At 44.7% G+C, this 14576-nt stretch carries 13 protein-coding genes and 1 tRNA gene; 10 read left to right on the top strand and 4 right to left on the bottom strand.

The genetic code is table 11. The annotated features are described in order from the left end of the window. The first annotated feature begins 32 nt into the window (after positions 1-32). From folC to purF, 4 genes are all read left to right on the top strand, one after another. Positions 33-1304 carry a bifunctional tetrahydrofolate synthase/dihydrofolate synthase gene (gene folC / locus L4C35_RS11990; protein ID WP_428463123.1) on the top strand — a complete coding sequence of 424 codons (1272 nt, stop codon included), beginning with the start codon at positions 33-35 and terminating at the stop codon, positions 1302-1304. 2 nt (positions 1305-1306) lie between these two features. Then, positions 1307-1879, top strand: coding sequence for an SPOR domain-containing protein (locus L4C35_RS11985; protein WP_428463073.1), 573 nt, complete (start codon positions 1307-1309; stop codon positions 1877-1879). Between the two features lie 64 nt (positions 1880-1943). Further along, positions 1944-2435, top strand: a complete 492-nt coding sequence (locus L4C35_RS11980) for a CvpA family protein (protein ID WP_048899173.1) — start codon at positions 1944-1946, stop codon at positions 2433-2435. A 34-nt stretch (positions 2436-2469) separates the two neighbouring features. Beyond that, positions 2470-3987 carry an amidophosphoribosyltransferase gene (gene purF, locus L4C35_RS11975; RefSeq protein WP_428463072.1) on the top strand — a complete coding sequence of 506 codons (1518 nt, stop codon included), beginning with the start codon at positions 2470-2472 and terminating at the stop codon, positions 3985-3987. Positions 3988-4079: 92 nt separating this feature from the next. Here purF and L4C35_RS11970 read toward each other — a convergent pair whose 3' ends face one another. After that, a complete protein-coding gene (locus L4C35_RS11970; protein WP_428463071.1) occupies positions 4080-4679 on the bottom strand; it encodes a Yip1 family protein in 600 nt (199 codons plus the stop codon). 214 nt (positions 4680-4893) lie between these two features. Further along, complete coding sequence (locus tag L4C35_RS11965) at positions 4894-5772, bottom strand: LysR family transcriptional regulator (RefSeq protein WP_428463070.1); 879 nt, start codon at positions 5770-5772, stop codon at positions 4894-4896. 352 nt (positions 5773-6124) lie between these two features. On the opposite strand from L4C35_RS11965, the gene L4C35_RS11960 reads away from it, so the two are divergent. Then, entirely contained in the window at positions 6125-7171 is a 1047-nt protein-coding gene (locus L4C35_RS11960) for a response regulator (protein WP_428463069.1), read from the top strand. An 84-nt stretch (positions 7172-7255) separates the two neighbouring features. On the opposite strand, the gene L4C35_RS11955 is transcribed toward L4C35_RS11960, so the two are convergent. Next, positions 7256-8650, bottom strand: a complete 1395-nt coding sequence (locus tag L4C35_RS11955; protein ID WP_428463068.1) for a peptide MFS transporter — start codon at positions 8648-8650, stop codon at positions 7256-7258. A gap of 401 nt (positions 8651-9051) precedes the next feature. Here L4C35_RS11955 and rfaH point away from each other — a divergent pair, with 401 nt between their 5' ends. After that, positions 9052-9549 (top strand): transcription/translation regulatory transformer protein RfaH, encoded by a 498-nt coding sequence (rfaH, locus tag L4C35_RS11950; RefSeq protein WP_428463067.1) that lies wholly within the window; start codon positions 9052-9054, stop codon positions 9547-9549. Between the two features lie 120 nt (positions 9550-9669). Continuing rightward, positions 9670-10578: a UTP--glucose-1-phosphate uridylyltransferase GalU gene (gene galU / locus L4C35_RS11945; RefSeq protein WP_428463066.1), complete on the top strand. Its 909-nt coding sequence runs from the start codon at positions 9670-9672 to the stop codon at positions 10576-10578. Positions 10579-10712: 134 nt separating this feature from the next. On the opposite strand, the gene folD is transcribed toward galU, so the two are convergent. After that, positions 10713-11567: a bifunctional methylenetetrahydrofolate dehydrogenase/methenyltetrahydrofolate cyclohydrolase FolD gene (folD, locus tag L4C35_RS11940; protein ID WP_428463065.1), complete on the bottom strand. Its 855-nt coding sequence runs from the start codon at positions 11565-11567 to the stop codon at positions 10713-10715. 397 nt (positions 11568-11964) lie between these two features. Here folD and L4C35_RS11935 point away from each other — a divergent pair. The 3 genes from L4C35_RS11935 (at position 11965) to clpP (ending at position 14534) form a co-directional block, all read left to right on the top strand. Continuing rightward, positions 11965-12041 (top strand) — tRNA-Arg (locus L4C35_RS11935). 459 nt (positions 12042-12500) lie between these two features. Continuing rightward, positions 12501-13805, top strand: a complete 1305-nt coding sequence (gene tig, locus L4C35_RS11930) for a trigger factor (RefSeq protein ID WP_428463064.1) — start codon at positions 12501-12503, stop codon at positions 13803-13805. A 105-nt stretch (positions 13806-13910) separates the two neighbouring features. Then, positions 13911-14534 carry an ATP-dependent Clp endopeptidase proteolytic subunit ClpP gene (gene clpP, locus L4C35_RS11925; RefSeq protein WP_048899103.1) on the top strand — a complete coding sequence of 208 codons (624 nt, stop codon included), beginning with the start codon at positions 13911-13913 and terminating at the stop codon, positions 14532-14534. Positions 14535-14576: the final 42 nt, after the last annotated feature.

The following is a 14576-nucleotide window of genomic DNA, read 5'->3' as shown; positions in this document are numbered from 1 at the left end:
AACAAGTTAGTGATTAAGTGAACAATTTTTCGATGACAGATCTGATAGCACCTTCAGCGACAGCCTCGCTTACCTCATGGCTGACTTATCTAGAACAATTACATACCAGTGCTATTGATTTAGGGCTAGATCGCGCTCAAGCCGTTGCCGAGCGTGGCAATTTAATCAAACCTGCGCCAAAAGTAATTACGGTAGCGGGCACCAATGGCAAAGGCTCGACCTGTGCCATTCTAGAAGCCATTTTATTAGATGCAGGCTACAAAGTCGGCGTTTATAGTTCTCCTCATTTAGTGCGTTATAACGAGCGTGTGCGCATTAATGGTGAAGAGCTTGCCGATGCAAGTCACAGCCAAGCGTTTGCCGCTGTAGAGGTGTATCGTGGTGAAATTAGCCTGAGTTTGTTTGAGTTCGGCACCTTAGCGGCACTCGACCTCTTTAAGACCAACCAAGTTGATGTTGTCATTCTGGAAGTTGGCTTAGGCGGACGGCTGGATGCGACCAATATTGTTGATCACGATGTTTCTGTGATCACCAGCCTTGCTGTCGATCATGTTGATTGGCTCGGGGATGATATTGAGGTGATTGGCTTTGAGAAAGCCGGTATTTTCCGTAGCGATAAGCCAGCAGTTTGTGGTCAGCCTCAACCGCCAGCCAGTGTTGCTGCTCATGCTGACGACATTCACGCCAAGTTGTACCAAGTGGGTTACCAGTTTGATTATCAAGTAACGGGTGAACAATGGCAGTGGCAGAGTGGCTGCTTTGAATTAACCGATTTACCGATACCTTCACTACCGTTACCTAATGCGGCAACCGCATTGATGGCTTTGGGTACCGCGGATTTGGATATCAGTGACTGTAACATTGTTAATGGTTTAAAAAAGGCATCACTGCCAGGGCGCATGCAACGCATTAGCACATCGCCATTGGTGATTATGGATGTTGCGCACAACCCACACTCGGCACAATATTTCGCTCAGCAACTTGAAAAAATCAAAGCTTCGGAAGGAAAGCAACGTATTCATGCGGTTGTTGCTATGCTGCATGACAAAGACATCCCAGCGACCATCGCTGAAATGAAAACGGTGGTTGATGCTTGGTATCCTGCCTCGTTAGAAGGCCCTCGCGCCGCGAAAGCAGATGAAATCATTGCTAACCTCACAGGTTCGGTAGCCGGCTTTGCTTCACCTGAACAGGCTTATGACCATGCATTAGCGCAAGCCGCTGAGCAGGACATGGTAATCGTGTTTGGCTCGTTTTACACTGTAGGTCAAATCGCAAGCCATATTACAGCTAAACAGGAGTAACTGTGGCAAGTAAATTTCAAAGCCGATTAGTTGGCACCATTTTATTAGTCGCACTTGGCGTGATTTTTTTACCGGATCTTTTTGACGGTAAAAAGCAGCATTACCAAGAGCAGTTTGCCAGCATACCTTTGCAGCCAGAATTTGAAGCTGAACAAGCTTATGAAACAATTCCCGAGCCAGAGTTTGTCGATGTCGATTTACCTGATGAGCCTGTCATGGTTGTCGTCGAAGACGACAGCGTCAGTGAATCTGCAACTTCAGCTGTGGATATTGCACCGGTTAAAATTGAAAAACCAACCGTTGCACCTGTTAAAGAAGGTTACAAAGAAAGCGGTTGGGTTATTCAGTTAGGCGTATTTGGTAATTTTGATAATGCCAATAAGCTGGTGGCTAAATTGCGCAAATCAGGCTATCAAGCCCACGTTTTTCCTAAGCAGCCTAAAAAAGGCGATTATGCTCGCGTTGTGGTAGGACCAAATGTTTCAAAAGATGCGCTATCTGCTGAGCTTAAAGAATTAGAAAAAATTACGGGTTTGAAAGGTCAATTGCTTAGATTTAACCCACTAAACCCTTAGGTAAACGTTTGCGTTCTCATTTTTTCTGTTAGAATACGCACCATCAAGGCGAAAACAACAAATGATGATTTGGATTGATTACGTAATTTTAGGCGTAATTGGCTTCTCAGCGCTGGTTAGTGTTATCCGCGGTTTTGTTAAAGAAGCACTCTCGTTAGTGATTTGGTTTGCGGCATTTTTTGTTGCCAGCAATTTTTATACGCAGTTAGCTGCTTACTTCACTAACATCAAGGACGAAATGGTACGCAATGGCAGTGCCATCGCCGCTTTATTTATTGCCACGCTGATTGTTGGCGCGGTAGTGAACTATGTGATTGGACATCTAGTGCAAAAGACGGGGCTGTCAGGGACAGACCGTGTTTTAGGAATTGTTTTTGGTGGCGTGAGAGGGGTGTTAATTGTCTCTGCGGTACTATTTTTCATTGATGCCTTTACTGGGTTCTCAAGTGCTGATTGGTGGAAACAATCACAATTGATCCCTCAGTTTGGCGTAGTGATTGAATGGTTCTTCACCTACATCAAAGACACATCAAGCTTTTTACCCGGCGCGCTATAGCGCCGGCTTTATATGCGTGACGAGGATTTAGGACATGTGTGGTATTGTCGGAATCGTGGGTTCAAACCCGGTAAATCAATCTATTTATGATGCATTGACCGTGCTGCAGCATCGCGGCCAAGATGCTGCCGGTATTGTTACCTTAGAAAGCAATCGTTTTCGTCTGCGTAAGGCTAACGGTTTAGTTCGTGATGTATTTGAAGCGAAGCACATGCAACGCTTACAAGGGAATGTGGGTATTGGCCATGTTCGCTACCCAACGGCAGGTAGCTCGAGCGCATCAGAAGCCCAGCCTTTTTATGTGAACTCGCCATACGGTCTATCGCTAGCGCATAATGGTAACTTGACGAACGCCAATGAAGTGCGTGATTCATTGTTTAGCCAAGCCCGTCGCCATGTAAATACGACGTCAGATTCTGAAGTGTTATTGAACGTTCTTGCTCATCACCTAGAAAAATCGGTGTCTTCTCCGATTTCACCGAGTGATATCTTTGGTGCAATTCGTTCTGTTCATCGTCAAGTGAAAGGGGCGTACGCTGTCGTAGCCATGCTAATTGGCCATGGCTTAATGGCGTTCCGTGACCCTAATGGCATTCGTCCGCTTTGCTTAGGTAAGCGCGAATATAATGGCAATACAGAGTACATGGTGGCGTCTGAGTCTGTGGCTTTGGATGCGGTTGGTTTTGATTTCGTACGCGATGTTGCTCCAGGTGAAGCGGTTTACATTACCTTTGATGGTCAGTTGTTCACTGAGCAATGTGCGGATAATCCCGTTTTAAATCCATGTGTGTTTGAATTCGTTTATTTTGCTCGTCCTGATTCTTTCATCGATAAAATTTCAGTGTATGGTGCGCGTGTTCGCATGGGCACTAAGCTGGGCGAAAAAATTAAGCGCGAGTGGGATGATATGGATATCGATGTCGTTATTCCTATTCCTGAAACGTCTTGCGACAGTGCGCTTGAAATCGCGCGTACCCTTGATAAACCATACCGCCAAGGTTTTGTAAAAAACCGCTACGTTGGCCGTACCTTTATCATGCCGGGTCAGCAAATGCGCCGTAAATCAGTTCGCCGTAAGTTGAACGCAATCCGTTCTGAATTTAAAGGTAAGAATGTGCTGCTGGTTGATGATTCAATCGTACGTGGTACCACATCAGAGCAAATTATCGAGATGGCACGCGAGGCCGGTGCAAACAAAGTGTATTTAGCATCAGCGGCGCCAGAAGTACGCTTCCCTAACGTATACGGTATCGATATGCCAACAGCCAATGAACTGATTGCGCATGGCCGTGAAGTGGATGAGATCAGCAAGCTCATTGGTGCTGATGGTCTGATCTTCCAAGACTTAGACGATTTGGTTGCAGCCGTCGCAGAAGGTAATCCTGATGTGAAGCTGTTTGAAACGTCAGTATTTAATGGCAGCTATGTAACAGGTGATATTGACCAGACCTACCTTGATTACCTTGATTCGTTACGTAGTGAAGATTCAAAAGCTCAGCGTGAAATTCAACAAGATTTGGCGAACTTAGAGCTACATAACGAAGGCGTTTAAGCTAACGCCTGAAATTAGAAAAGATAAACATTGAACGGGAGCACATGGTGCTCCCGTTTTTTTATTGAAATATAAGCGACTGGTGGTTTTTATTAGTGGCTAAAAATCGGCCCTAGCCCTAGATTCCACAAAATTACAGTGGATGCGATGATAGAGACGAGTAATACCAAGCCACAAGTAACAATGGAGCTGGCATAAATAAAGCCACGTTCTTCTGGAATATGCATCAATATCGGTACGCCTGTGTAGAGTAGATATACGGAGTAGGCGATACCTATAAGCCCTGCCACCATTAAAAACCACACATGTGGATATATCGCCGCAATGCTAACCATAAAGAGTGGCGTGGCAGTATAAGCGGCCAGTTCCAGTGCTTGGGTGTAGGTTGGGGTTGAGCCAAAGGTATGACTCATCCAGTAGCTCAGGTAGGCAAGGGCAAAAACGCCAGCAACGAGCGCACAGTACATTGCCACCGACATGCCTATCGCGCTGGTTGGGGTTAGAAATAGTGGCTCGCCAACACCTATCCGCCAGCCGATAAAGACACTGGAAATATAGGCAAAGGCTGATGGCAGTAGGGCGATTAAAAGAATATGACTGATACTGCTACCAATGCCCTCATGTTCTTTATCGATGGTTTTCCATTCTTGCTTAGGGTGAGCGTATAGCCCAAATAAATGTCCCAAAATCATAACGCTTCCTCGTTATTACCGGGTTATGTCAGTATGGCATTGAACTACACCTCAGCCATGGCTAATACAATGGTACGGTTAACATTCGCTGTGAATGTATCCATTATTAACATTTAGTCACTGATTGGGTGCTGCGCAAGGTAACCAGGAAGGTATTAGGTGCAAGAAATGAAACAGCCAGCAGGGAAGCTGCTGGCTGAATGGTATTTAACGGTTAGCTTAATTCAAAGTAATGGCTTGAAAACTCAATGAATAAGCGCAGCTTTTCTGGCTGATAATCGCGATGGTTATAGAGTAAAAAGACCTCTCGCGGATTTGCTGACCAGTTTTTTAAGATCCGCACTAGCTCACCAGATTCTATGTAGTGTTCCAGCATCACATTTGGCATTAGCGTAATGCCTAGTCCGGCACAACAGGCTTTACGAACCACGTTAAGTTGGTTCGCCTCAAAACGGCCAGGATCATTGATCGTAATGGTCTCGCCTTGATGATCTGTTAAACGCCAGCGAAGCAGAGGATTGCCTTTTAGTAAAGTATGCTCATGCAGTTCTTGGGCATGTTTTGGCGCAGGGTTGTTTTTCAAGTACAACGGGCTAGCCACTAAGATATCTTTCACTGAACTGATTTTGCGTGCGATCAGCGTAGAGTCTCGTTGTGGACCGACACGGAAAATGGCATCCCAGTCGGTAGGGTCGAGCTGTTCTGGCTCGCTACTCATGTGTAGTTCGAGATTAATCGCTGGATGCTCTTTCATAAAAGCATTCAGCATAGGCTGCAGCATCACCTTGGTCAGGTTCGACGGCGCTGCTATGCGGAGCTTACCTGCCGCACCCTTGCACTCTTCACTGATGTGCTGTGTTGTCGTTACGAGTTGGGCGAGGAGTGGGCTACAATCATCATAAAAGCGCTGTCCTGCTTCAGTTAACGATAATTTACGCGCATGACGATTGAGTAAGCGAATACTTAAACATTCTTCAAGCGCTTGAATACGACGCGTTAGCGTAGCAACGGGTACTTGGGTCTTTCGTGAGGCGGCGGTATAGCTACCTTGTTCCACTACTACGCGGAATAAATTCAAATCGTCAAGTTTCATATAAACATCAATACTGAAAACTCATAATGGTGAATTGTATAACAAAAATGTGATGTAGTGGCTGTAATTAGAGCCTCATTTGCTGTGAATCAAGTAAAGCGCTTGAATTGAGTCAATTTGACGGTCCATTTGAGGTGATTTCGCTGTTTTTTTTGAACTAGATTCTATTATTGACGTTTGCTGCCGTTGGATTGGTATCTATCCTGACGAAACACTAATTAGCACCTATGCTTTTTATTAGGTTGATAGACAATCTGGTACGCTTATGCACAGTGAACTTGATAGACAAAAATCTAGATTAACCCCGACCCATGGAGTAGATACTCCTGCCCAATCATGGAGGACGCAATCGTTGCTTGAAGGAAAAGACGTGCTTGTGGTTGAAGATGATCCTATCTTCAGAAATATGATCGTTGGCTTTTTAAAAAGCCAAGGCTGCCAAGTGCGTGAAGCGGAAGATGGTCTTGAAGGGTTGCGTGCATTGCGAGATGCGATTCCAGATATTTTGCTGTGTGATTTATCCATGCCAGTCATGACAGGGATGGAGTTTGTTGAAGAGATTGCGGCTCAGTATCCAATGCTCCCAGTCATTGTGATTTCAGGTACGGGTGACATGGGGGATGTTGCGACGGCACTGCGCCATGGTGTGAAAGACTTTCTCATCAAACCTCTTGAGAACATTATGGTTTTGAAATCAGCCATGTTATCGGTGCTGAAATCGCAAGATTCTTCTATTGTAGAGCAAGACTTCTCGAATACCTGGTTCAATATTGCCGACGATGGCGGCGCGGTGGATGAAGAGCTTGAGTGGCATATTCAAGAGCTACAAGACAACCCCAAAGCCGCCCGCGAATTATTGATGGGCTTGATGCCAGAAACGCAATCTCGCCAAGGTGACTGGCAGCTGAATTATTGTGTTTTGCAACCTGCCGATGTTCAACCTGTGTTACTTGATTACACTTGGCTGATGGATGGTCGATTGGCCTTCTATTTGATTGACTCTGCTGTTGGCAAAAATAGTACCGCAACCACTTTGCTGATCCGTGCTTTTTTTAATGATTACCTCCGCACCCGGATGGCTGATGAGAGTGATTTAAATCATTTAGTCAATCTGATAGAAAAGGGCATGCATCAGTCAGGGTATGCGTCACCAATTCGTGGTGTCTTTGGTATGTTTGATGCCTGTGATCGCAGTATTCAAGTGCTCTCTACTGGTTTAGGGGCCCAGTTACAGACCAGTGACGGTACGCAATCAGTGTCGGCGCAAGCTTGGCTTGGCGATCATGCGAGCAAAAATAGTGTCAGTCGAATGTATTTACCAGAGTCGGGTGGTCGTCTATCTTTAAGTGAAATTGGTTCAGCCAGCTTTAGCGTGACCATTAAGCGCTGCGGTTTATGATAGTAGCGCGTCATCTGTACCAATAAAAAAAGGTTGCTCATAGAGCAACCTTTTTCGATTGAGTCGTGTTATTTAGCGAAAGTACTAAGCTTTTGCTGTTTCCACTTCAAGTTTTTCATCATCTTCAACGATTTGACCTTCAGCTCCGTGCATCCAGCGAATCAATTGATTAGAGCAAAGTAGTAGCAGCACGCCAGCCACTGTTGCTGCGATAGCAATACCGCTAAAGATAGCCATAGGGCCTGCTTCACCAACGTTGGCACCAATGATACCTGCAACATAGTTAGCAATCGCATTAAAGCCAAACCATGCGCCCATCATGAGAGAGGCGAGGCGAAGTGGCGCTAACTTAGTGACCATAGATAGGCCAATTGGTGATAAGCAAAGCTCACCAAGTGTGTGGAAGAAGTATGCGCCAACTAGCCAGAACATTGATGTCTTAACGGTTAGATCGCCACCTTGCTGCATTACCGCACCCATCATGCACACAAAACCTAGCGCAAGAAAGAATAGACCCATAGCAAATTTTGCAGGAGAGCTTGGCTCTTTTGGACCTAATTTAACCCAGATAGCTGCAATAACCGGTGCCAGTGTAATAACGAAGAACGGGTTAAGTGATTGGAACCAAGCGGCGGGTACTTCAAAGCTACCGATCATGCGATCTGTGTATTGCTGTGAGAAGATATTCATCAGGCCGCCAGCTTGTTCAAAGCCTGCCCAGAAGATCACCACAAATAAACCCATAATCAGGATAACTTTCAAACGGTCACGTTCTTGACGCGTCAGTGGCTCTTTCTTACCTGATTTGTTCATTGCTGCAGCACGTTTTGCTGCTGGCTCTTTACCGATATTACCTAATAGGCGTTCAGCAAAGATTAGCTGGGTAATCAGGCTGATAATCATACCGATACCTGCGGTTAAGAAGCCCGCTTTCCAGCCGTAAACCGCAGATGCTGAACCAGCAATAATACCTGCAAGTAGAGAACCTAGGTTAATACCCATGTAGAAGATAGTAAAAGCACCATCACGACGGTTATCACCATCGGTGTATAGATCGCCAACCATGGTTGAGATGTTTGGCTTAAATAAACCATTACCTATGATAAGCAGTGCTAAACCTAAGTAAAAAGCATTGATTGCGTGCGGGTCAATCATGCTGTGAGGCAGTGCCAGGGTAAACTGCCCTAGTGCCATTAAAATACCGCCGATAATGATTGAACGACGTTGACCTAAGAAGTTATCGGCAATCCATCCACCAATAAGGGGAGTGATATAAACGAGACCGGTGTAGATACCATATAACTCAAGCGCACTTTGGGTTGACCAACCTAAGCCACCATCCATGGTCTTATCTGTGAGGTACAATACTAAAATTGCACGCATCGCATAGTAAGAGAAGCGTTCCCACAGTTCAGTACTGAACAGTAAGAACAAGCCTTTTGGGTGCCCTAAAAGGGTACCGCTACTTCGATTGCTCATAATTATTCTCTTTATAAGGTTTGTTATGTGTCTGCTTAATTTGCCTGTTTTTATAAAGGACAAAACAATCATCTGCAAGTTTTCACATTTGCAAAACAAATCGTTAAAATTGCAAGTGATTGAAAAATATGGGTTTGACTGCTTTGTAGTCAAATATGGAATCTAATCTTTCAGCAGCTGTTTGGGTTTATTTGACTGCTTTGGCTTTAACTTGTGGTTAAAGGTTTTGTTTTTTACTTTTATATTGGCTTTATATTCTGCTTAATTCGTTTTTTCATGGTTGTTACAAATGTTACTAGGTGTTTCAGCGCTAAAGTAACGTATTAGAGACAAAGCTGTTGGGCAAAAATGAGGGAAACTGATAACCTTACCGAGTAATCTGAATGATAAATGGATACATGATGAAAGAATGGTTTCTTCTTTATTGTAAACGCAGCGAACAAGAACGCGCTGTTCTTAACCTCGACCGCCAAGGCGTAGAATGCTATTACCCTCAAGTGCTGATTAATAAACTAGTACGAGGCAAACGTATCGAGGTAGAAGAACCACTTTTCCCGAGTTACATGTTCGTCTACTTTGATCCGGAAGAGATCAGTTACACAACAATACGCTCAACACGCGGTGTGGCGGACTTTATTCGCCAAGGCAGAATGCCACAGCCTATTCGCGCTGAGTTATTGTATGGCTTGATGCTCAATGAAAATACGGACGAACAGCGTTCAAAATTATCCATGTTGCCACAGCCTGGTGAGACGCTAGTGCTTGAAAAAGGGCAATTCAAAGGCATTGAAGCTATGTACCATGAACCGGATGGTGAAAAGCGTTCCTTTATGCTGATTAACTTACTGGGTAAAGAGGTCAGAGTCAGTGTGGATAATACTGAAATTGTAAAAAAATAGATTTCTAGCCCTTTTATTCGAGCAAGTTAGCGAATAATACATTCAACTTATAAGGTGCTTACTCGGCTATAGCTATTTTGTTATAGTAGCGCCAGTTTATTAATATTCATGGAATTGAACATGACACAATCTTCCCCTGTCCGTAAGGCCGTGATCCCTGTTGCTGGCCTAGGCACGCGTATGTTGCCTGCAACTAAAGCCATCCCTAAAGAGATGCTGCCAATTGTTGATAAGCCTCTTATCCAGTATGTGGTGAACGAGTGTGTAGCGGCGGGTATCAAAGAGATTATTTTGGTGACCCACTCATCGAAAAACTCGATTGAGAACCATTTTGATACCTCGTTTGAACTAGAAGCAACGCTAGAGAAACGTGTTAAGCGTCAGCTGCTTGAAGAAGTACAAAAGATTTGTCCACCAGATGTCACCATCATGCATGTACGCCAAGGCCAAGCGAAAGGCTTAGGCCATGCGGTATTGTGTGCGCATCCTCTGATTGGTGATGCGCCCTTCGCGGTTGTACTGCCTGACGTTATTTTGGATGACGTGGCCAGTGATCTGCGCAGTGAAAACATGGCGGCGATGGTGGCGGAGTTCAATACAACCGGTATCAGCCAAGTATTGGTTGAACCTGTGCCAATGAGCGAAGTGTCAAACTATGGTGTGGCTGATGTAAACGGTGCAGACCTGAAAGCCGGTCAAACGGCGGCGATGACTAAAGTGGTTGAAAAGCCTGCGGTAGAGGCTGCGCCATCAAACCTGGCGATTGTTGGTCGTTATGTCTTGCCTGCTGAGATCTGGGGCTTACTTGAAAAGACCCCTGTGGGCGCAGGTGATGAAATTCAGCTGACAGATGCGATTGATATGTTGATGGAAAAACAACAAGTTAATGCATTCCACATGTCAGGTGTTAGCCATGACTGCGGCAGTAAATTAGGTTACATGCAAGCATTTGTTGAATATGGCATGCGCCATGATGTACTAGGTGAAGACTTCACGGCTTACATCAAAGAGCTCGCCAAAACACTCTAATCTGCTATTGATTTAGGGGTATAGAAAAAGCAGCCATGGGCTGCTTTTTTAGTATCTGTATCTGAACTATCTTCTCTCATACCGGCATCATCAGCACCAGGGCGGTATAAACCTGACTGTCGATAGCGTTAGGTTTAGCTGTGAAATTGCTCACAGGCTAATAGGGTATTTTCAATCAGCGTTGCGACCGTCATTGGTCCGACACCACCTGGTACAGGGGTAATGTGCTTCGCTCTTGTTTTCGCGACATCAAATTCGACATCACCGACTAACTTACCCGTCTCTAAGCGGTTGATACCCACATCGATCACGGTTGCGCCTTCTTTGATCCAATCTCCTGGAATAAAGTTAGGTTTACCCACTGCGACGACCACAATATCAGCTTGGCGAACATGCCCTTCTAAATCTTGCGTAAAACGGTGACAGGTGGTTGTGGTGGCGCCAGCAAGCAGTAATTCCATTGTCATTGGACGGCCAACAATATTCGATGCGCCAACCACAACAGCATGCTTACCGCGAGTAGGGATGTTGTAGCGCTCTAGTAAGGTGATAATGCCTTTGGGCGTGCATGAGCGTAGTTTTGGCATGCGTTGGCATAAACGGCCGACATTGTAAGGGTGGAAGCCATCTACGTCTTTCTCTGGCGTAATGCTCTCTAGAATAACCGTGCTATCCATACCTGCAGGTAGAGGTAGTTGCACTAAAATACCATCGATTTCGTTGTCGGCATTCAACTCAGCAATTAACGCCAGCAGTTCTGTTTCGTTGGTTGTTGCTGGTAAGTCAAAAGATTTTGAGATAAAGCCCACTTCCTCACAGGCTTTACGCTTACTGCCTACGTAAACTTGTGATGCTGGGTCTTGGCCAACCAGAACAACAGCAAGACCTGGCGCACGAAGGCCTGCATCAACACGTGCTTTTACACGAGCAGCGACTTCCTGACGAACAGTTTGTGAGATGATTTTGCCATCAATAATTTGAGCGTTCATGGTTTTCCTTCTGACTTATTGCTAACGAGCACGCTCGTAGCGTATCAACTGTAAAATAATAAAAACGGATGAAAGCTAAATGTTGTTTTCACCATTTTTTATTGATGGGATATTGTCGCAGATACTGTGAGCAAGATCTATAACGCAAACGTTTGCCTTGCGTTGAAGCAAAGAAAAAGTCGATTCAGTATTTATTTAATTGCAATGTAGTCTTTTTGGTGTGAATAAAAAAACAGCATTGGCTTGGCGATAGAATCATCATAACATACGCGATATTCTATAGAACGCTTTAAGTTTAACCGCTTGAAGTTATAAGAATTAAAAAAAAGGAAAAACCGTTGACCTTAGAGAGTAGCAACGTATAATTCCGACCCATAACGCACGACAGCGTTACAGTGCGCCCTTAGCTCAGCTGGATAGAGCACGTCCCTTCTAAGGATGTGGTCGCAGGTTCGAATCCTGCAGGGCGTGCCATTATTTTAAGAAACCGTACCTAGCGAAAGCTAAGTACGGTTTTTTTCGTTTAGGCCAATGCACTTCCTCTTAGTGCCGTTTATGACAACGACGCCAACCTCAATAGCCTGTTCATACTTCAAACAACCGTTTGCTACCAATTGGTGGTCTGTGCACAAAATCGGCATTTAAACTGATTTTTTTCGTTATTTCCCTTGAAAATCGATTTTTAGCCCCTATTTTGTGGAGATGCCACGGTTTATGGGCTGTAGTCTCGACCTGAGAGTATCAGACCGTTATAATGCCGCGTTTTAATTTCTATCCCTGAAACGGCTTTTGTCGACAGCGGTAGAAATTATCAGAATTAAGGCGTTGTGGTAGGTTTATCTAAATCGCCATAACACGAAAGGATGCCACCGTCAGATTGAACTGATCGGCAACATCACTCAGTGATCTGAGTAAGTTTTGAGGTTAAATAAAATGCAAGTTACCGTTGAAACCACTGAAGGCCTAGAGCGCCATCTAACTATCACAGTTCCTGCTGCAAACATCGAAGATGCAGTAAAAGTTGAACTGCAAAAAATCGCTAAAAATCGTCGTTTCGATGGTTTCCGTCCAGGTAAAGCGCCAATCAAAATGGTTGCTCGCATGTTTGGTGCATCTGTTCGTCAAGAAGTAATGGGCGAAGTAATGCAACGTCACTTCATCGAAGCGATCGTTAAAGAAAAAATCAACCCAGCTGGCGCACCTACTTTCACTCCAGTTGAGTTCGCAGAAGGTCAAGACCTAGTATTCAAAGCGTCTTTCGAAATCTTCCCAGAAATCGAACTTCAAGGTCTAGACAAAATTGCTGTTGAAAAACCAGCAGTTGAAGTTAACGCAGAAGACGTTGACACTATGATCGAAACACTACGTAAGCAACAAGCTACATGGTCTGAAGCAGACGCTGCTGCTGTTGCTGACAGCCGTGTAACTATCGACTTCAACGGTTCTATCGACGGTGAAGAATTCGACGGCGGTAAAGCTGAAGGTTTCGCACTTGCTATGGGCCAAGGTCGTATGATCCCTGGTTTTGAAGACGGTATCGTAGGTAAGAAAGCGGGCGAAGAGTTCACAGTAGAAGTATCTTTCCCAGAAGATTACCACGCTGAAAACCTAAAAGGTAAAGCCGCATCTTTCGCTATCAAACTACACAAAGTTGAAGCGCAAGAGCTACCTGAACTAACTGAAGAGTTCGTTGCTAAGTTCGGCGTGAACGACGGTTCTGTAGACGGCCTAAAAGCTGAAGTTCGTAAGAACATGGAACGCGAAATGAAGCAAGCTGTTAAAGGTCGCATTAAAGACCAAGTACTTAACGGCCTAATCGAGCAAAACGACATCGCTGTTCCTGCTGCGCTTATCGACCAAGAAATCAACGTTCTTCGTCAACAAGCGGCACAACGTTTTGGCGGCGACGCTAAAAACATGCCTGAGCTACCACGTGAACTGTTCGAAGAACAAGCTAAGCGTCGCGTAGTTGTTGGTCTTCTTCTTGGTGCTGTAATCAAGTCTGAAGAGCTAAAAGCGGATGATGAGCGCGTTAAAGCACTTATCAACGAAATGGCTTCTGCATACGAAGATCCAACAGAAGTTGTTGCTTACTACGAGCAAAACGAACAAATGATGAACAATATGCGTAACGTTGCTCTAGAAGAGCAAGCAATCGATGCGCTAATTGCTAAAGCACAGGTTACTGAAAAAGAAGTTGGCTTCAACGAGCTAATGAACCAACAACCTGCAGCTTAATTTACTGAAATTATTGTAGAGATTTGACTTTGCTTCGAATCTTCTGCTAACAATGGTCCGTGTGAGTCATTTCATTCGGGCCATTTATTTTAGGGAAATAACGTTATGAGCTACCAAGAAAAAAACGCCATGTCGCCAATTATGGATGCGCTGGTTCCTATGGTGGTCGAGCAGACTTCTCGTGGTGAACGTTCCTACGACATTTATTCCCGACTATTAAAAGAGCGTGTGATTTTCTTAACCGGTCAGGTTGAAGATCATATGGCAAACTTAGTAGTTGCACAGTTGCTATTTCTTGAGTCTGAAAACCCAGACAAAGACATCTTCCTGTACATTAACTCTCCAGGCGGTAGCGTAACTGCAGGTATGTCTATTTACGACACCATGCAGTTTATTAAACCAAATGTAAGTACAGTATGTATGGGCCAAGCATGTTCTATGGGTGCATTCTTACTTGCTGGTGGCGCGAAAGGTAAGCGTTTTGTATTACCTAATTCTCGCGTGATGATTCACCAGCCATTGGGTGGATTCCAAGGACAAGCTTCTGATATTCAGATTCATGCTCAAGAAATTCTAACCATCAAGCAAAAACTGAATAACTTGTTAGCAGAACATACTGGTCAGCCGCTTGAAGTGGTTGAGCGCGATACTGATCGTGATAACTTTATGTCTGCAGATCAAGCAGTTGAATATGGCTTGGTTGACGCTGTTTTGAATAAACGTGACTAATTTGCGTTAAATTGTTCGGGCTTACTCACCGTAGGCACGGAG

Source organism: Photobacterium kagoshimensis, from assembly GCF_050337045.1.
GTDB classification, from domain to species: domain Bacteria; phylum Pseudomonadota; class Gammaproteobacteria; order Enterobacterales; family Vibrionaceae; genus Photobacterium; species Photobacterium kagoshimensis.
The sequence above is the reverse complement of the archived record's forward strand: the minus strand, read 5'-3'. Positions and strand labels throughout refer to the sequence as shown.

What these genes read in the sequence shown, in the direction of transcription:
- folC (WP_428463123.1), top strand. Translation starts at nt 33, where the DNA reads ATGACAGATCTGATAGCACCTTCAGCGACAGCCTCGCTTACCTCATGG.
- L4C35_RS11980 (WP_048899173.1), top strand. Translation starts at nt 1,944, where the DNA reads ATGATTTGGATTGATTACGTAATTTTAGGCGTAATTGGCTTCTCAGCG.
- purF (WP_428463072.1), top strand. Translation starts at nt 2,470, where the DNA reads ATGTGTGGTATTGTCGGAATCGTGGGTTCAAACCCGGTAAATCAATCT.
- L4C35_RS11970 (WP_428463071.1), bottom strand. Translation starts at nt 4,679, where the DNA reads ATGATTTTGGGACATTTATTTGGGCTATACGCTCACCCTAAGCAAGAA.
- L4C35_RS11965 (WP_428463070.1), bottom strand. Translation starts at nt 5,772, where the DNA reads ATGAAACTTGACGATTTGAATTTATTCCGCGTAGTAGTGGAACAAGGT.
- L4C35_RS11955 (WP_428463068.1), bottom strand. Translation starts at nt 8,650, where the DNA reads ATGAGCAATCGAAGTAGCGGTACCCTTTTAGGGCACCCAAAAGGCTTG.
- rfaH (WP_428463067.1), top strand. Translation starts at nt 9,052, where the DNA reads ATGAAAGAATGGTTTCTTCTTTATTGTAAACGCAGCGAACAAGAACGC.
- galU (WP_428463066.1), top strand. Translation starts at nt 9,670, where the DNA reads ATGACACAATCTTCCCCTGTCCGTAAGGCCGTGATCCCTGTTGCTGGC.
- folD (WP_428463065.1), bottom strand. Translation starts at nt 11,567, where the DNA reads ATGAACGCTCAAATTATTGATGGCAAAATCATCTCACAAACTGTTCGT.
- tig (WP_428463064.1), top strand. Translation starts at nt 12,501, where the DNA reads ATGCAAGTTACCGTTGAAACCACTGAAGGCCTAGAGCGCCATCTAACT.
- clpP (WP_048899103.1), top strand. Translation starts at nt 13,911, where the DNA reads ATGAGCTACCAAGAAAAAAACGCCATGTCGCCAATTATGGATGCGCTG.